A 16,751-nucleotide genomic window follows, 5' to 3' on the forward strand; every position below is an offset into this window, starting at 1 on the left:
GCCTTACAACGTAATTTGCACCGGTTCCCCGCCGTCCAAGGACAGCCTGCGCCAAGCGCCGCCGTGCATGTAGTAGAGGTCGCGGTCCAGGATATGCAAATAATCCGCGCGCTCCCCGCTCATGCGGAAGCTGCTGCCCAGCACCGGATCGTACCGGTAAATATGATGGCCGCCGAGCGCGTTGGCGCAATAGAGATAGCGCCCGTCCGTGTTGAGGCTGGCCGCCGCGATCGCGCGCTCCGCATGGACTTCGCCATTACGGCGTTCGAGCAGCGCCAGCCTGCTGCCGTTATCCGTATCCGCGAAGGCGAGATAGTCGCCGACCGGCAGCAGGAAGGCGGCGGCCGCCTGCGCGATCAGCTCCGCGCCGGAGCCGTCCCGCGCGCACCGCTTGATGCCCTTCGCCGCGGCATACCAGACGGCATCCTCCTCCAGGAAGAAGCCTTGCACCTGCTCTCGGACAAGCGGCTCCGTCTCGCGGCCGTCGCGGTCGCAGCGGTACAGCCCTTGATCCTCTTCGTCGATGTAATAGATGCCGTCCTCCGCCAGCAGCGGCATGTAGCACGGCCGGTCCAGCACCAGCTGCTCCCGCCGCTCGGCCAGCTCCATCCGGTACAGCCGGCTGCCGCGATGCTGATCGCTGTAGAGCAGCCTGCCCGGGCCGCCCGCCTGCATGAACCAGAACACGCCCTCGCGCAGCTGGCGCGGCGCATCGCCTGGCCCTTCGATGATGTACGTTCCGCTATGCCGACCGACGTCGCCGACGATCCGCTCATCGCCCGCGCTTGCGATCAATCCTCCGTTTTGCCGATTGCCGTACATGTCCTCGCTCCTTCTCACACTACGGTCAGCAGCGCGCCGCAGGCGACGCCCTCCTGCTCCAGCGTCCGCTTGTTGTCCAGCACCCGGCCGAGCGGCTCCGCCTGCAGCTTGGCGCTCCCGTCCAGCGGCAGATCCAGCGCCTCGCCCAGCATGCCGAGCAGCTCGCCCAGCGGGACGAACGCCGGCAGCTTCAGCTCGACGCTCGGCCGGCGGCCCGGCGCCAGCGTCACCAGGATGTAATCGTCCATTCGCGCGTCCCTCCTAATTCTTCACGGAGACGACGAAGCTCCGCTCCGCGATCAGCCGGAACCCGGCGTCCTTGTTGGCGTCCTCCGCCAATTTGAGATACTTGGTCTTGAATTTATAGTCCGACTCGACGGTTACATCCACCTCGGTCACGATCTGCCCGCTCGCAAGGTCCTCCTTCGCGTCGAACGCAAGCGCAACCCGAAAGTCGTTATACTTGCCGTCGTCCGAGCGGAAGATCATCGTATCGCCGTCCGAGCCGGTCCGGGTCATGTTCATCGCGTCCTCGAACGCGGTCTCGAAATACGCCTTGAAGCGGTTCTCGTCGATCTGGGCATCCAGCCCCCGCAGCAGCTCGTACTCTAAGCTCCGGTCCTTCGCCGCCCGCACCGCGTTGTTCACGGCCGTGCTGACGACGAGCCGCTCCCGGAACACGTTGACCAGCTCCGTCAAGGGCTCGATGAAGATCGACGCCAATATGACCAGCAAGATGCCGATCGCCATCGTTCTCACGGCTATTCATCCTTATTCGGTGTCGTAGTAATACTCCAAATCCTTGTAGTGCTTCAGCCCCGTCGCCGTCAGGGAGAAGGAGACGGGCAGCTCGCGCTCCAGCTTCCTTCCCCACAGCGTGATCGTGAACGGATAGACCGCCTTCACCTCGACGTCCAGCGTCTTGCCCCGCTGCCGGTAAGGCTTGTCGATCTCCGCGGCATTCTCGTAGCTCGTCTCGTCGTCGCTGCCGATCGCGTCGTAGCCGTCCTCGTTCTTGACGATAATCTCGATGTCCGATGCCTTGTCCCGGAAGATCGGCCGCTCCTCGAGCCTCGCCATCGCGTCCTCGTAATGAGATCGCTTCAGGTAGTTATCGCCCGCGACGACTTGGGTCACCCCGTACGTCTCGGTAATCAGCGTCAAATACCAGGGGAAGAAGAACGCCATATTCGTCAGGAACACGATGCACACGGAGGTCAGGATCGTAATCAGCACCGCTTTAGCGATTCCCCGCATGGCGCTTCACCCGCCGCTTAGCGGATCGTGCTGTCGATGAGCGACATGAATTTGTCCCACACCTGGTCGATCCATTCGGCCAGCAAGCCGCCTTTCAATGTCGTGACGACGAACCCGATCAATACGATGACGGCCACGGTGACCGCGATTTGCTTGACGTTCATGCTTGATTTCCCCCTGATAGATGAGTTTTGCGATTATTGGAACATTTTCATGGAATCTAAGATTGTAAATAAGTAGTAGATCACAATGTAGACCGCGAGCACGCCGATCAGCGTCAGCTGAATGCGTCCGTTGCTGCGCTGCCGCCGCTCCAGCTCCTCCTCGAGCGCCCGGATGCGGAAGCCGTCGATCTCGTTCTTCAAATACTGCATCTGGGACACGTTGTCGTAGCCCTTGAGCCGGGTCTCCATAATGTCGCAGAACTTGATAATGTAGTGCATCGGCACCCGCTTCTTCAGCTGCTTGAGCGCGAACGCTTCCCCGTAATCCATGTTGTCGAGCATGACGCCCAGCTCCTCCGCGATGTCCGGGTTGGCGTTCGGGATGTAGTCCTTGATGACGTCCGCCAGATGGATGTTGACCGACTTGGAATATTGGTAATAGACCATGCTGTAGAAGGACGGAAAATCGAGCGAAATGTTCTTGTTCTTCCGGTCGATCGTCTTCTCCAGCTCGTCGACGGGGTACAGCCAGCCAAGCAGGATGAGCAGCGCCGAGCCGCAGCCGAGGATCAAATTCACCTTCAGCATGAACAGCGTCAGCAGCAGCGCCCCGCCCGCGTACAAGAATTGCTCGGCGCGAATCTCCTCCGGCTTCTTCGCCAGATCGAGCCGCTCGACGATCTTCGTCAAGCGCAGCCGCTCGGCCGGGCTGAGCAGGTGCGTCACGTATTTCCGCGCGAATTCGCGCTTGATGCGTCCCCACCGCTCGCGGGCGGCCGCCTGCTTGCGCTCCTTCATGTAGAGGCGCGAGCGCTTCTTCTGGCTTCGGCTGACCGATTTGAAGTACGGGTACAGGAAGACTTTCACGAGATAAATAATGGCGAGCATCGCGGCCAGCTTCGATAACGCGATCATCGTTCACCGCTCCCCAGGTTGCCCTGCAGCACCTGCGTGCGGGCGAAGCTCAGGCAGATGACGCTGATCAGCACCGTGTTGATGAGCTTGCCCAGGTTGCTCTCCAGCATGAATTCGCGGAAGTCCTCGACCGACAGGCCGTACAGGAAGAACAGCACGATAATGCCGGTCTTCATCATGAAGTCGCGGTTCATTTTGCGGAAAATGCGGTCCTTCTTGCCGTTGATCTCCCGCAGCACGGCGTTCTCGTCGACGATGTCGAGGAAGATGTCCGCCATCCCCTTGCGCTCGTTGTATTCGAAGACGATCGCTTTCTTCGCGAAATTATCGAACTTCGGGCCAAGCTGCCGGTTGAGCAGCTGGATCGCCTGCTTGAAGGAATAGCCGTTGTTGTCGCAGTTATCAATGAACTGCTGGAAGTACGGCCGCAAATTCGCATGGATGTATTCGTCGCTCTCCATCACCTTCTTGATCGCCACCAGCACGCCTTCGCGGGCGAGCGGGCAGATGATGTCCTCGGCGTCCATGATCTGCTCAAGCCGCTCGGCCTTGATGAACCGGGACTGCATGACGAAGAAGGTGAGCAGGCCGACGAAGATCGAGATCGTAATGACGACCGACAGCGTCACGCTCTGCATGAAGAAGACGATGACGAGCGCGAGGAGCGCGAAGCCGATGCACAGCATCGACGTGAAGCTCTCCAGCGTGAAGGGCATGTTGAAATCGAGAATGAGCCCCTCCACCATCCGGTTGTAGCGCGCGTAGACGTTCTCCTTCTGCTTGACGATGCGCTCCTTCTTCACCCGGTCGATGTAACGCTTCGTGTTGTAGCGCCCCAGATGCTCGGCCAGCGTATCCAGCAGCTCGAGCGAAGCGCGTCCGAGACCCTGGAAGAAGCGCACCTCGAACACCGTGTTGAAGACGAGGAAGGCGGCCAGGCCGAGCAGCAGACTGAGCAGAACTTCAGTATCCATCGATCGCGTACACCTCTTCTTCGTCTGCTGCGGGGTCTTGGGTGAACAGCTCGAAGCGGCTCTTCTTGATGCCCGCCTTCAGCATAAGCTGCTGCGTCTTGGGCGACAGCTTGCCGACGCGCTTGTGCTTGCCGACGATGCGCGCGACCTTATGGGAGCCGTCTCCCTCTTCAATGACGTCCTCGACCTCGAAGGCATAGATTTGGTTGATGATCGGGTTTAGCCCCTCCGAGCCGATGACTTCGGAGATCGACGTCACCTTCCGCGTGCCGTCGGCCAGCTTCTCCTGGAAGATGACGAACTTCACCGCGCTGCAAATGTTGCGGAGCGCCAGCTCCGCCGGCTCGTTCGACACCATCAGGTAGGCGGTCAGGAACCGGTAGATCGCTTCCTTGTCCCCTTCGGCGTGCAGCGTCGAGAAGAAGTAGTGCCCGGTCTGCGCGGCGCGCAGCGCGGTGGCGAATTCGCCCGGCGTCCGCAGCTCGCCCGGTCCGATCCAGTGCGGGGACTGCCGCATCGCGTTGATGAGCAGATTCTCCATCGTCGCCGGCGAGGAATCGTCCTCCTCGGATACCGACTCGTACTGCAGCACGTCGTTGCGAATGCGCCCGTGCTCGCTGCCTTCCTCGCGCTGCTGCAGCCGCATCTCCGACGGATTCTCGATCGTGATGATGCGCGAGAGCGGGTTGATCTCCTTGACGAGAATTTCGTTGAGCGTCGTCTTGCCGCTGCCGGTCGCGCCGACGGTGATCCAGCTCAGATCGGCTTTCGGAATGAGCGAGAGCAGCTTGTACATATTGGCCGTGAACGACTGGTTCTCGACGAACATGCGCGGGGTGATCTGCTTCTTGTTGAATTTGCGGATGACGAAGGCCGGCATGTCGTAGGGCGAAATCTCCGCATGGGTGGCGTTCACCCGATAGCCTTCGATCGTACGCGCATTGACCATCGGGATCTTCGGCGTGAGACGCACCTTCGACACCCCGATCAGCTTGGCGATGATGCGCTCCATATGCTCGCGGTCCGTAAAATGCTGGTCCCACGCGAGCGACCGCCCGCCGGTCTCGACGAAAATCTGATCCGGCCCGTTCGCCCGGATCTCGTCGATCGCCGGGTCCTCCATCGCCCGCGTGATCGGCCCGTAGTGCGTGATCTCGTCGATGAGCGCGCTCTTCAGCTGAAGCAGGTCGTAATACCCGTCGACCGACGGCTTCTGGGAATCGACGAACTCGTTGATGTACGCCTTCGTCATCTCGCGCTTGCGGGCCGGGTCGTTCTCGCGCCGGAACGCGTGGGTGGTCACCTTCGTGATGTATTTCTGACACAGCTCCAGCGCTTCCTCGAAGCTGATGGTCGTGTATTTGCTCGCCAGGTCTTCCATGTTTTCTTTTTTGATCGTGTGGTGCAGCACCTTCTGCTGCATGTCGCTAATCTTGCTGCGCGTCAGCATGAGCGGCTTCAGCTCCTAGGATTGGCCCGCGAGTTGGCCCGCCAGCCGTGATAGTTCTTTCATGAAATGCTTGTTCAGCAGGGGATTGTCTTTGACGTAGAGCTTGCCTTCGTGCGCCCGCGCGGTCGCGTCCTTGACCAGCGGCAGCGCGGCCACGATGTTGAAGCCCGTCTCCCGCATCACTTTGTAATCGAACTCGATGTCCATCAGATTCATCAGGATGACGCTCGTGAACTTCGCCGTGCTGATGCCGACGGAGCTGGCGTAATCGAGCAGCTTCACCATATGGTGCGTCGCTTCGATTCGCTCGGCCGCGGTGAAAAATCCGATGTGGCAGAACTTCATCGCGCCGAGGCAAAATTCCAATGGCGGGTTGTTCGGGATATCCAGCAGCACGACGTCGAACATGCCCTTCAGCGTCTGAATGACGCGCTCCAGATGCTCGAAGTCGAAGTCGTAATACTCCTCCATCAGATCCTGCGGACTCGGCGAGAGCAGATACAGCTTGTCGTATTTGGTCGCCTGGATCTCTTCCCGGAAGTCGACCTTGTCGCTCTTGAGCAGGCCGTCGGCTTTCTTCACCGGCTTCACGTCGAGGTATTGGTACAGGTTCGGATAGAACACCTTCAAATCGACGATGCACGTGTTAAGGCCTTTTTGCGAGAGCAGGTAGCCGAGGTTGCTGATCAGCATCGCGTTGTCGACGAAATCGCACGCCGGCACGAACCCGACCACGCTGTAGATGAGCTCGCCGCCCTGCATGTCCGCGCCGATCCGCTCCTTGGAGGAGATTTTGCGGAAAATCTGACCGAAGCCTATCGGCTCTCTTCTTCGATCCACGACTCCACCTCTTTCTCCAACGTCGGCAGCTGATCCAGGATGACGTCGCTATTCTTGCGGCTGAGGATCGTGATCAGGAAGGACTTGCCCTCCAGCCCCTTATACCTGGCGTAGTTGTTGATCTGCGCGCTCGTCCCCTCCAGCACCAGCGCTCTGGGCTGAATGTTGGCGAGAAAATCCTTGCTCTTCATGACTTCCTGCTTCTTGTCCTCGCTGAGCTTCTGCACTTCCTTGTACACTTCGTAAATCGAGTGGCTGTTCGCGTTCAGCATGTCCTTGACGACGATGCTGTCGAAGAGAATCTCGGTTTTCGTTACCGTGGATGACGTGGAAAAGCTGAGGTTGGGGTTGCCGCCGCCCGCCGCTTCCTTCTCGTAGGAAACGCGGATCCGCACGCGGTCGCCCGGGACGAGGATGTCGCCGCCGACTTCGAGGAAGTTATAAGGGAGCGTAAGCACTTCGTTCTTCTCGTTGACCTGGTAAAGCCATTCGTTCTTCAGCGGCTTCTCGTCGGCCAGCTGGTCTTTGTACAGCACGCTGTTCTTGCGCAGGTAGTACTTGGACAGCTTGCCCTTGACGTCCTCGATGTCCTCCGCGAGCACCATGTCTTCCGTGTACTCGGATTTGATCAAGTTGTACTTCTCGATGCTGCTCTCCGTCAGCGGCGCATAGGCCGGCACGCCGCCGCTCGGCTTCACGCGCAGCACCGCCACGACGTCCCTCGCTTCCTTGCTGGCGTTCGTCATGACCATGTACGATACAACAATTACCGCCAAGCTGAAGACAACCGCGGCGATGCGCTTGAACAGATGCCGGTTGGGCGTTGTATTCTTCAAGCTGCTTAAATCCATGAACTTACGTAGCCCCTTCCAGTAATCGCAAAAGTATGGTCCCGTAGGCATGCTCGAAATCCCGATTCGTGTGGACCAGCGGGAGATCGGTCTCGATCTGCGCGTCGAACTCCGGGAGGTAAGGCACATGGCCCGCAACCTTCATCTCGTACGCGAACGAATCCAACAAGCCCGACGTCAACACCCGAGACACTTGATCCGGGGCGAAAATCTCGCCTTGGAACCGCGAGCGGTCGTTGTACTTCGTGACGACGACCTTGGACTTGGCGTTCAGGTAGCCCTGCGCCTCCTCCCCGAGTACGACCTCCGCGTTCTTCAGCGTGCTGAGCACCGCGTGCAGGTTGTTCGGTACGCACAGCGCGAAGCCGTCGATGTGGATCATCGTCTCCTGAAACCGGCGCAGAATATCGAGCGGCATATCCAGCAGGATGAGATTGAACCGGTGACGCAGCAGCGACAGCAGCCCGATCAGCTTGGCGCTGGCGTAGAACTGGTCGATCCTGCGCTCATCCGCGAATTCGTAGCCGAGTCCGGTCAGCCACAAATTCTCGCGCAGGTTGAACGCCGTCGTCATGTAGTCCTGCGGCTTCGCGAGCGTCCGGATGAGCGAGGCGTTCATGTCCTCGTCCTTGCGGGTTCGCTCGTGAAAGCTGTTAAAATACATGTTCATGCCGCGATAATCCACGTCCATGTCGACGATCATGACGCTAAGGCCGCGCTTGCTCGCCTCGCTCGCGACGTTGACGACCGTGCTCGTCATGCCGCTTCCCCGGTGGCCGGTGACCGCGATGACCCGGCTGATGCCGCGGCTCACCTTATCCAGCTCGCGGGTCAGCGCGTCGGTCGCCGATCGTTCGCCGTTCCCCGCGGTCGGCTTCGGCTTCGGTCTGAGGCGGTCCAGGAAGGACGGCTTCTTCTCCGGGATGGGTTCGGCGGTGGGGGCGGTCGGCTTGGTCGCCGGCTGCGCATCGCGGCTTCTCGCGCCGAAGCCGAGGAACGACGACGACGCCTTGCCGCCCATCAAGCGCTCGAAGCCTTCCCGGTAGATGCGCTCGGGAATCCGTACGAGGCTGGTCTTCTGTAAGAGCAGCTCGCTTCTGCGGCTGCCGAGCCGCTCGATCGCCGCCATGCGCGCCGGATCCCGGGTGATGACCAGCACCGGGACGGAGCGGCGCAGCCGCGCGGTCAGCTCGTCCAGAAGGCGGGACAACGCCTCTTCCGAATCCGGGTGACCGGACTCCGCGAACCCCTCGTCGGTGATGAGCACCGCGTCCAACCGGAGCTCCGCTTGCGTTATGTAAGCTAGCGCTTCGGCAAGCTTCAGCGGATCGTCGTTGACGATGTCGAGCGGCTTGGGCTTGCACGCCCATACGAGCCGGTGAAGACCGCCGGAGACCAACAACACCTTCACATGCTTCATCTCGCATTCTGTATAGAATCATTATGTTTTACATAAATTTACATACTTCGCTATTATGTAGGCCGATTGCACATCCAGCGTCGCATCAGTAAAGGGGAATATTCCCATCCAGTTGCGTGACGGTTCCTAGTTTACACCAGCTTCCGCCGCGGGCGTCCTAAAAATCAGCTAAAGAAAGTGTGAGCTTCGGCGTGGGCTATTGTACTCCCCGTTAGCGGAGAATTTGCGAGGTAATTACATAGAGTCCCAGTTATGTAACATTTTTATAGGTGATTATAGCTAGCGAGTCTCCTTCTTTCAACAACCAATTTCTTACATGATGTGGAAGAGACCGCTTTAACTACTGCTATTAACCCCGATTCGCCCCCTTGAAACAGGGGTGAAACACAAAAAAATCCAACCGAGTTGTCAAACCGGGAAATCCCATGCTCGCCATGCTGCTTTCATACGCGGCAATCGTTCGGAGAGATTCGGGAGTTCGGACCTATTTTTAGTCAAGTCGGCGCTGATCCTTTGCGCACGCTTGCAGCATGACCTTTTTACTCCGCCTAACGATCGTTGTTCCGTTGTCCTCGTTCCCTGTGCCTGCCTATCGCCCTGCGATTACCGCCTCGCGCCCCGCATATCGCCTCCGTCTCCTGCCTTATGACGGAAATTCGAGGGGCTGCATTCCCGGTCCATTCAGATTCTACCATCTGTCACATTCAACACCATAGACGTAGAGAATGAAGTGTTCGACATTTTTCGATATGCAAGAAGACCCAATCGTTCATTGGATCGACTTCATTAAAATGAAACTTTCGTCGCACAAAAGAAAGCCGGACCTCACGGTCCGGCTTTGCTCCTTATTGCGACCTCCGCTCAATCGGCGAAGACTTTCTGTAATCTAGTACGGCGTCAACTGCAGCTTGCTCCGATATTTAATGACGGCGTAGTTTAACAAGAGACAACCGACCGCCCCCACCATTTGGATGATCGCGTATTCGTCCGGATGCGTATGCGGTCGGGGCCGGAACCATTGAAACAAATACAGGGGCCCTTGACCGGCACCGGTCGTAAACATGCCATAGAATAAATAGGCAATGGACAGCACGAGGCCGACCGCGGCGTTCTTGAACAAGTTGATCAGCAGGCAGGTCAGCGCGAACATGACCGCGGCGGCGGCGAATAATGCAAGGACAACTGGACCGGAACCCACGCTTGCGGCCGGACCTGAAGCGCTGCCGATATAGGCGCCGGAGAGAAGACCGCCGTAGAGCAGAATCAGAACGACGGGTTGCGCCATGCCGAACGAGATCGGCGAGATGGGCATCGACACGAATAGCTCCTTTTGATGCAGCGCGCCTAGAGGAGCGTTCATCGCGGCCGCCGGGAATACGAGCGTCCAGAAGCCAATCATGGCTAGAAAATCAACCGCCGAAAATGCCGTGCCGCCGCGAAGCGCGAAGCTGATGAAACACACGGCGACGGGCAGCGATAAGAACAAGGTCTGGGTCTTCGCCAGGTATCCCCACAAACTTAATGTCCCTTTAGCCACTTCATGTACCCCTCTTCAAGCGACGGCTCCGCGGGCTGCGCGTCCGGAATGGGCCGTTCTTCGGCCAGCAGCCTCAAACTTTGCAGTCCGCCTGCATCGGACGCTTGAATAATCTGAATATCCGGCCGCCCCTCTAACTGCCGGTAGACATCCGCCGTTACCCGTGCCGTCCATACTTTACCCGCCGCCAGCTTCAGCACCTCCTCTAAAGCTCCGAAATATTGCAGTCTTCCCTGCTTCATCATGCAGACGCTGTCGCATGTCATCGAGACGTCCTCCATAATGTGCGTCGAGAGCAGCACGATCCGGCGCTCCGCCAGCCGACGCACCAATCCCCGGAAACGAAGTCTTTCCTCCGGATCCAGCCCGGCGGTCGGCTCGTCCACAAGCAGCAGCTCGGGATCGTGAATAATCGCCTGCGCGATGCCGAGCCGCTGCTTCATGCCTCCCGAGAACTTGCGGATTTTCGTCGCTGCCTGCTCCTCCAGATTCACCTCTCTCAGGACCTGTCTTATCCGCTCCCCGCGCTCCTTGCCGGACGCCATCCCTCTTAAGATCGCGACGTAATCCAAATATTCATGCGCGGATAAAGCCGGGAATAAGCCGACATGCTGAGGCAAATACCCCAGCCGCTTGCGCGCCTCCTCCGGTTGGCCCGACCAGGAAATGCCGTTCAAGCGGATCGATCCGGCGGTCGGTTCATATACGGTGGCGAGTAAGCGCAGCAGCGTCGTTTTGCCCGCGCCGTTCGGCCCTAGCAGACCGATCACGCCGTTCTCCAGCGACAAATCCGTCCGCTGCAGCACCTCGCGCCGACCGAACCGCTTCGTAACACCTTCCAATTGAAGCATCTTCTCCTGTTCCTCCTATCCTGTGATCATGATGGCGGAAAAAGCTTCTCGCGGACGAGATCCCCCAGCCACATTTGCTGCGGCTTGATGAACAACTCCGCCGGATTGGCGGACAAATTTGCGCTGGATGACACATAGTAGACCGTCTTGGGAAGTTGAACGTTCCGGTTTAATTTGTGATTCCATTCCGTCGTCAACTGCGCGACCGCATCCAGCTTTTGTCTCGCGGTCCGCTCGGGATAATGAATCAGTCGAACGTGCTGGCCGGCGACCGCATAAGGCGCGTTCAGCAAGGTGGGGCCGTATGTCTCCCCGGCTAACGCTCCTCCTTCGGACTTGGCAAAATTCGTGACGAGGCGGTCGGCATCGACGCCCTCCAGCGTAATCTCGTACCGCTCCTTCTTCGCGTGTCCCATCGGATCGCGCGCTTCCTCCGGTTCCATCGGATACCAGGGGAGCGTGGATAACAGCTCGAAGGAAGTCGCATTTACGTCCGGATAAGCGTCCGTGCTCGCAGCCAAACGCAGGACGCCCGTCCCTTCGAAGCCGTCCGGCAGCACAAGCTTGACCCAGTTGCCCGCTCGTTCGTAGGGAAGCGGCTTGTCATCCAGCTTCAACTCGTCGATATGTATGGCATCCCACAGCGCCAGCGCGATGGGACCTGTTTTCCCCGTCATGGAAATCTCGGCCTCGTAACTCAAGCGATGATCGTCGCGGGCATGCCGAATGTTCATGGTATAGGCATTCATCGCGTACGCGTTCGTCGCCTCGAACGGATTCGGCTCCAGCGTCTGCCCGCCGTACACGTCTGTTAACCGCTGATTCGGCGCGAACGCGGGGATCAGAATCAGGCCGACGAGCAGCGGGATCAGCAGCAGCCGGACCGTCTTCTTCCTTCGCACAAGCGGAACGGCCGCCGCATAGATCGCAACGGCGCCAAGCACGGCGAGCAGCCGCTGCCAGCGCACGCCATCGCCGATCATCATATGCTCCGTCGTAAAGAGGTTCTGCGTAATCGAAAAATTAAGATCGCTGATAGCCAGCCACGGAAGCAACGGCGATGGAAGCAGTTGAACGAAATGATTATAAGGACTTAGCAGAATCCACACCGCTGCCAGCGCCACGTAAGTCGTCAACGAAGGAAGCAGTGAAAACAAGGCATAACCGAGAACCATGTACACGAAAAAAGGGACCAACCAGTTGCAGCCCGTGTAGAGAACGATAATCCATGCGATCTCGCCGGTGATCGCTTCCCCCTGCCGCTGCAGGCATAGGAGTAGAATGACGACGAACAAGCCGTACCAGAACGCCGAGTGCGAAACCCAATACGCCAGCTTGATCCCGTAATAACGAGCGCCGTTCGGGAAAGAGGAGACAAGTTCGCCCGTATGATGTTTCGCCTCCAAGCGGGCTTGTTCCGCTCCGTACAGCAAAAATAGAAAGTGAAACGCCATCATAAAAAAAATCATGCCCGGTATGTCTTGCCAGCCTTCCAGCAGACGCATCGCAACCCCTAGAAAGACGAGCTGCGCAGCGGCGAACACCGACCAATATTGCGGCTGTGCCCAGAATTGCTTCCACTCTTTGCCCATTGCATCTCCTTGAAATGGAAAGTAGGGAGAAAGATGAACTTTCTCCCCCCTCGATATCCCGTTACTTTGCGGACTGACGCCGATCGGGAATGGCGTACCCGATGCGCGGCCGCGATGGTTGAAGCGCGTATTTCGATCTTATTTGTAGTTCCAGAGGTTGCCACTCACTTCGTCGTCCGTATCCCCGGTCGCCTTCAGGTAGAATAATGTGCCGCCGCCCTCGAGCCAGTAATCCACCGCTTTGTACGTCGTCGATGAATTCAGATCGATGCTGTATTCCGTGGAGTCCGGCCAGAGCGATTTCGATTTCATCAACGAGACGCGGCCGTTCTGGCCTTGCGCTAGTCCGGCATCGATACGGCCGTATTGGCCAGCGCCGTTAATTTTGCCGCTTGTCGCGCTCGTTGTGTTAACGCCTTTGACGACATACGTGTGCTGATCGGCCGCATAGGCTGAAAAACCAAAGGACAGAACGACGACTGCGGATGAGGATACGATGCATGCTTTCACCTTTGAAACCATTTCCTCCTTTAAGATCGGGTGAAGAAGATAACCGGCCATCTTCGTTGGAAATAGTATCATTTATTTGGATGATTATGGAATAGAGATCCATTACTATTTTTGGTTGCGAGAGCGAACAAGAGGTATACACGGGTTGCCATACAGCTCGATTCTATCATTTCCATGGCGAGATACCCGCTACAGATGTATTTGCAATTGTTTTGTACGTTTAAAAAACTTACATTTTCATTCTCCTCGATTATATAAGTGCTCATGCTTCCCTTACCGGCTTGGCGAGAAGTTACTACTTTGGGCCTAAAACTCCGAACGCTCGGCAGCGAGCCTGTCCTCTCACAGCGTCATCTGTCCCCCATACCGCGCAAGAAAAGCTTCCTTCTCCTTGTAATCCGGCATAACGCTTCCGACCAGCCGCCAGAAGGAGCGGTCGTGGTTCATATGGAACAGATGGCAAAGCTCATGCACGACGACGTAGTCGATTACGTCCACAGGCGCCATGGCGAGCCGATAGTTGAACGTCAGCTTCTTGTCCGAGCTGCAGCTGCCCCATTTGGTGATGGACTCCACGATATCGAACGACTTCGCCTTCGCTTTCATCCGCGGCTGGTAGACCTTGAGCCGCTCTGCGATCACCGTCTTGCAGCTGGCGAAATAGAATTTCTTGAGCTGAAGCCGCAGCTCGTCCTCCGTGCGGCCGTCCGTCTCGATCAGCTCGTGCAGCGCGTAATATTTGCCCAAATGAAGAAATTTGCCCTCGTCTTCATACTCTCGGATGCGATGATCTTCCTTCGCCCGATCGATGGCCGCCAGCTGCTTCGCGATCTGCTTCCCATGCTGCCGCACCGCGCCTAGGATCGCTTCGTCGCTCGTACCGTTCGGCGCCTTGACGGTCACGTGACCGTTCGCCTCGAGCTGCATCGCCAGCTTCTTCCGCTGCCCGTATTGGACATGGACCTCAATCTCGTAATCTTCGATTTGTACTTTCATTCGCGATCATTCCCGCTTATAGATTTGACGTTTCTCCTTACATAAGCAAAAAGGGCCGTGCATGCCGCACGCCCCTCTCCTTCCGCTACCCTTGATAATCCAGCACGGCCACGCTCTCCACGTGCACCGTCCACGGGAACATGTCCACCGGCTGCACCTCGGTCGTCCGGTAGCCGCCGTCCTCGAGGACGCGCAGATCGCGCGCCAGCGTCGACGGATTGCACGAGACGTAGACGACGCGACGCGGCTTCATCGCCAGAATCGTCTCCAGCAGCGCCGGGTCGCAGCCCTTGCGCGGCGGATCGACGCAGATGACGTCCGGCACGATGCCTTCCTTGCGCCAGCGCGGAATGACGACTTCTGCCGCGCCTGCCTCGAAGTCGGCGTTGTCGATGCCGTTCAGCGCCGCGTTGCGCTTCGCGTCCTCGATCGCCTCCGGCACGATCTCGACCCCGTACACATGGCCGGCTTGCCGCGCCAGGAACAGCGAGATCGTCCCGATGCCGCAGTACGCATCGATGACGTTCTCCGTCCCCGTCAGCCCCGCGTACTCCACCGCCTTGCGGTACAGCGCGATCGTCTGCAGCGGATTGACCTGGTAGAACGAACGCGCCGAGATCGCGAAGCGGATGCCGTCCAGCTCGTCATAGATGACGTCGCTGCCCCACAGCGTCTTCGTCTCGTCGCCGAAGATTACGTTCGTCGTCCGCATGTTGATGTTCTGCACGATGCTCGTAACCTTCGGCAGCGCCTCGCGGATACGTTCGATCCAGCGGTCCAGCTGCGGAATCCGGTAGCCGTTCGTGACCAGCACGACCATGACCTCGCCCGTCACGAAGCCGACGCGCGTCATGACGTGACGCAGCAGGCCGCGTCCGGTCTCCTCGTTGTACACGGTGATGCCGAGCTCGCGTCCGATTCGCTTCACCTGCGCGACGACTTCGTCGTTGCGCTCATGCTGGATGAGACACGCGCCCATGTCGATGATGCGGTGGCTGCCGCTCGCGTAGAAGCCGCCGATCAGCTGGGACGCTCCCGCCGCGCCGATCGTCTCGGCCGCGACCGGGCCCATGCCCATCGGGACCGACGCTTTGTTGCGGTAGCGCCAAGGCTCGTCCATGCCGACGGTCGGATGCACGAGAATGCCCTCACTCTCGCCCTCTCGCGCCGCGCCTTGGGCCGCTTCGTCGTCCTTCGCGCCTGCCCTCGGCGCCGCCTCGCCCGCGACGGCCAGCTTCCCGATCCGCACCAGGTTGTCGACGACGTGCTGCCGCTTCCAGCGCAGCTGGGCCGCATAGTCCATATGCTGCAGCTGGCAGCCGCCGCACTGCTTATAGATCGGGCACGGCGCGTCGACGCGGTCCGGGCTTGCGATCTCATGCTCCAGCAGCTTGGCGTAGCCGTACTGCTTCTTCACCTTCAGCACCTTGGCGCGCACGCGCTCGCCGGGCAGCGCTCCTCGTATAAAAAGGGTAAAGCCTTGTTCGCGCCCTACCCCTTCGCCTTCATGCGTCAGACCGACGATATCGACCGTGACGACGTCGTTCTTATTTACCGGTATGCTCATGCCAATCTCCAGTCTTGTATTCGTTAGTCCTATCGCAGCTTATACGTCGATTCTCCCGCCTCGTCCACGAAAATATTCAAGTGCCGCGGCAAATTCGTGAACGTGCACGGCAGCGTGCCGCCGTATTCGCCATCGAGGTTCAGCTGCACGTAGTCCGGCGTCGTCACCGACAGCTGGCGCGTTTGGAAGTGGATGACGTGCGGGTCGTTGAAATGCTCGCCGCGAAGCGCCATCGTCGCGATCCGAATGAATTCCGGCAGGTTGCACTTGCGCAGCACGACTACGTCGAACAGGCCGTCGTCGAGAATCGCCTCCTGCGCCAGCTTCTCGAAGCCGCCGACGGAATTGCTGTTACAGATGAGGAACATCATGAATTCTTCGTGCAGCTCGCCGATCTCCTCGGCCTTCAGAATCAGCTCGGTCGGCCGGAGGCGCGTCATCTTCTCCAGCCCCTTCATATAATAGGCGAGCTGGCCGATCATCGTCTTCAGCTTGCTCGGCACCTCGTACGTCAGCTCGGTCAGCGAGCCGCCCCCCGCGATGTTGATGAAATACCGCGAGTTCGCCTGCCCGACGTCGATCGGCCGCGTATACTGCTGCGTAATCAGGTCGCACGCATATTCCCAATGCTTCGGGATGCCGAGCGCCCGCGCGAAATCGTTCGTCGTCCCGAGCGGCAGTATGCCGAGCGGCGGACGGCTCTCCTTCTGCGCCAAGCCGTTGATGACCTCGTACAGCGTGCCGTCGCCGCCAGCCGCGATGATCATGTCGAATCCGCGGTCCGCCGCCTCGGCCGCCGCGATCGTCGCGTCGCCTTCGCTCTCGGTCGCATGGCAGCTCGTCTCGATGCCGCCGCGCTCAAGCTTCTGCAGAATATCCGGCAGCCGTCGCTTCATCTCTTCCCGGCCCGAGGTCGGGTTATAAATCAATCTTGCCCGTTTAATCTCCATCCCTGGCACCTCCGGTACCCTTCCCTTACAAGATGACATCCAATGTTCTCTATAT

General features: G+C 58.8%; 18 protein-coding genes. All 18 read right to left on the reverse strand.

Going from position 1 to position 16,751, the window contains the following annotated elements; all coding sequences use genetic code 11:
- Positions 1-3: 3 nt before the first annotated feature.
- Positions 4-822 carry a DUF5050 domain-containing protein gene (locus ACFSKT_RS26475; protein ID WP_377720821.1) on the reverse strand — a complete coding sequence of 273 codons (819 nt, stop codon included), beginning with the start codon at positions 820-822 and terminating at the stop codon, positions 4-6.
- A gap of 14 nt (positions 823-836) precedes the next feature.
- Positions 837-1,070: an EsaB/YukD family protein gene (locus tag ACFSKT_RS26480; protein ID WP_377720820.1), complete on the reverse strand. Its 234-nt coding sequence runs from the start codon at positions 1,068-1,070 to the stop codon at positions 837-839.
- Between the two features lie 13 nt (positions 1,071-1,083).
- Complete coding sequence (locus tag ACFSKT_RS26485; RefSeq protein WP_377720819.1) at positions 1,084-1,581, reverse strand: hypothetical protein; 498 nt, start codon at positions 1,579-1,581, stop codon at positions 1,084-1,086.
- A gap of 12 nt (positions 1,582-1,593) precedes the next feature.
- Entirely contained in the window at positions 1,594-2,079 is a 486-nt protein-coding gene (locus tag ACFSKT_RS26490; protein ID WP_377720818.1) for a hypothetical protein, read from the reverse strand.
- A 17-nt stretch (positions 2,080-2,096) separates the two neighbouring features.
- Positions 2,097-2,243 carry a hypothetical protein gene (locus ACFSKT_RS26495; protein WP_377720817.1) on the reverse strand — a complete coding sequence of 49 codons (147 nt, stop codon included), beginning with the start codon at positions 2,241-2,243 and terminating at the stop codon, positions 2,097-2,099.
- Between the two features lie 33 nt (positions 2,244-2,276).
- Positions 2,277-3,158, reverse strand: a complete 882-nt coding sequence (locus tag ACFSKT_RS26500) for a hypothetical protein (RefSeq protein WP_377720816.1) — start codon at positions 3,156-3,158, stop codon at positions 2,277-2,279.
- Complete coding sequence (locus tag ACFSKT_RS26505) at positions 3,155-4,132, reverse strand: hypothetical protein (RefSeq protein WP_377720815.1); 978 nt, start codon at positions 4,130-4,132, stop codon at positions 3,155-3,157. The genes ACFSKT_RS26500 and ACFSKT_RS26505 overlap by 4 nt, the downstream gene beginning before the upstream one ends.
- Positions 4,122-5,582, reverse strand: a complete 1,461-nt coding sequence (locus tag ACFSKT_RS26510) for a CpaF family protein (protein ID WP_377720814.1) — start codon at positions 5,580-5,582, stop codon at positions 4,122-4,124. The genes ACFSKT_RS26505 and ACFSKT_RS26510 overlap by 11 nt, the downstream gene beginning before the upstream one ends.
- Before the next feature lie 15 nt (positions 5,583-5,597).
- Positions 5,598-6,422, reverse strand: coding sequence for a hypothetical protein (locus tag ACFSKT_RS26515; protein WP_377720813.1), 825 nt, complete (start codon positions 6,420-6,422; stop codon positions 5,598-5,600).
- A complete protein-coding gene (locus tag ACFSKT_RS26520; RefSeq protein WP_377720812.1) occupies positions 6,398-7,273 on the reverse strand; it encodes a CpaB family protein in 876 nt (291 codons plus the stop codon). The genes ACFSKT_RS26515 and ACFSKT_RS26520 overlap by 25 nt, the downstream gene beginning before the upstream one ends.
- Before the next feature lie 4 nt (positions 7,274-7,277).
- Positions 7,278-8,684: a cellulose synthase operon protein YhjQ/BcsQ gene (locus tag ACFSKT_RS26525; RefSeq protein ID WP_377720811.1), complete on the reverse strand. Its 1,407-nt coding sequence runs from the start codon at positions 8,682-8,684 to the stop codon at positions 7,278-7,280.
- 895 nt (positions 8,685-9,579) lie between these two features.
- Entirely contained in the window at positions 9,580-10,230 is a 651-nt protein-coding gene (locus ACFSKT_RS26530; RefSeq protein ID WP_377720810.1) for a hypothetical protein, read from the reverse strand.
- Positions 10,212-11,081: an ABC transporter ATP-binding protein gene (locus ACFSKT_RS26535; protein WP_377720809.1), complete on the reverse strand. Its 870-nt coding sequence runs from the start codon at positions 11,079-11,081 to the stop codon at positions 10,212-10,214. The genes ACFSKT_RS26530 and ACFSKT_RS26535 overlap by 19 nt, the downstream gene beginning before the upstream one ends.
- A 26-nt stretch (positions 11,082-11,107) precedes the next feature.
- Positions 11,108-12,673 (reverse strand): hypothetical protein, encoded by a 1,566-nt coding sequence (locus ACFSKT_RS26540; protein ID WP_377720808.1) that lies wholly within the window; start codon positions 12,671-12,673, stop codon positions 11,108-11,110.
- Positions 12,674-12,811: 138 nt separating this feature from the next.
- On the reverse strand, positions 12,812-13,183 hold the full coding sequence (locus ACFSKT_RS26545) for a hypothetical protein (protein ID WP_377720807.1): 372 nt from the start codon (positions 13,181-13,183) through the stop codon (positions 12,812-12,814).
- A gap of 342 nt (positions 13,184-13,525) precedes the next feature.
- Positions 13,526-14,179: a M48 family metallopeptidase gene (locus ACFSKT_RS26550; protein WP_377720806.1), complete on the reverse strand. Its 654-nt coding sequence runs from the start codon at positions 14,177-14,179 to the stop codon at positions 13,526-13,528.
- Between the two features lie 85 nt (positions 14,180-14,264).
- Positions 14,265-15,746 carry a 23S rRNA (uracil(1939)-C(5))-methyltransferase RlmD gene (gene rlmD, locus ACFSKT_RS26555; protein WP_377720805.1) on the reverse strand — a complete coding sequence of 494 codons (1,482 nt, stop codon included), beginning with the start codon at positions 15,744-15,746 and terminating at the stop codon, positions 14,265-14,267.
- 29 nt (positions 15,747-15,775) lie between these two features.
- Entirely contained in the window at positions 15,776-16,696 is a 921-nt protein-coding gene (locus tag ACFSKT_RS26560) for a diacylglycerol kinase (protein ID WP_148932997.1), read from the reverse strand.
- Positions 16,697-16,751: the final 55 nt, after the last annotated feature.

The organism is Paenibacillus xanthanilyticus, from assembly GCF_042682185.1.
GTDB classification, from domain to species: domain Bacteria; phylum Bacillota; class Bacilli; order Paenibacillales; family Paenibacillaceae; genus Paenibacillus_Z; species Paenibacillus_Z xanthanilyticus.

Coding starts and splice junctions, on each gene's coding strand:
- ACFSKT_RS26475 (WP_377720821.1), bottom strand. CDS start 822: ATGTACGGCAATCGGCAAAACGGAGGATTGATCGCAAGCGCGGGCGAT.
- ACFSKT_RS26480 (WP_377720820.1), bottom strand. CDS start 1,070: ATGGACGATTACATCCTGGTGACGCTGGCGCCGGGCCGCCGGCCGAGC.
- ACFSKT_RS26490 (WP_377720818.1), bottom strand. CDS start 2,079: ATGCGGGGAATCGCTAAAGCGGTGCTGATTACGATCCTGACCTCCGTG.
- ACFSKT_RS26495 (WP_377720817.1), bottom strand. CDS start 2,243: ATGAACGTCAAGCAAATCGCGGTCACCGTGGCCGTCATCGTATTGATC.
- ACFSKT_RS26500 (WP_377720816.1), bottom strand. CDS start 3,158: ATGATCGCGTTATCGAAGCTGGCCGCGATGCTCGCCATTATTTATCTC.
- ACFSKT_RS26505 (WP_377720815.1), bottom strand. CDS start 4,132: ATGGATACTGAAGTTCTGCTCAGTCTGCTGCTCGGCCTGGCCGCCTTC.
- ACFSKT_RS26510 (WP_377720814.1), bottom strand. CDS start 5,582: ATGCTGACGCGCAGCAAGATTAGCGACATGCAGCAGAAGGTGCTGCAC.
- ACFSKT_RS26520 (WP_377720812.1), bottom strand. CDS start 7,273: ATGGATTTAAGCAGCTTGAAGAATACAACGCCCAACCGGCATCTGTTC.
- ACFSKT_RS26535 (WP_377720809.1), bottom strand. CDS start 11,081: ATGCTTCAATTGGAAGGTGTTACGAAGCGGTTCGGTCGGCGCGAGGTG.
- ACFSKT_RS26540 (WP_377720808.1), bottom strand. CDS start 12,673: ATGGGCAAAGAGTGGAAGCAATTCTGGGCACAGCCGCAATATTGGTCG.
- ACFSKT_RS26550 (WP_377720806.1), bottom strand. CDS start 14,179: ATGAAAGTACAAATCGAAGATTACGAGATTGAGGTCCATGTCCAATAC.
- rlmD (WP_377720805.1), bottom strand. CDS start 15,746: ATGAGCATACCGGTAAATAAGAACGACGTCGTCACGGTCGATATCGTC.
- ACFSKT_RS26560 (WP_148932997.1), bottom strand. CDS start 16,696: ATGGAGATTAAACGGGCAAGATTGATTTATAACCCGACCTCGGGCCGG.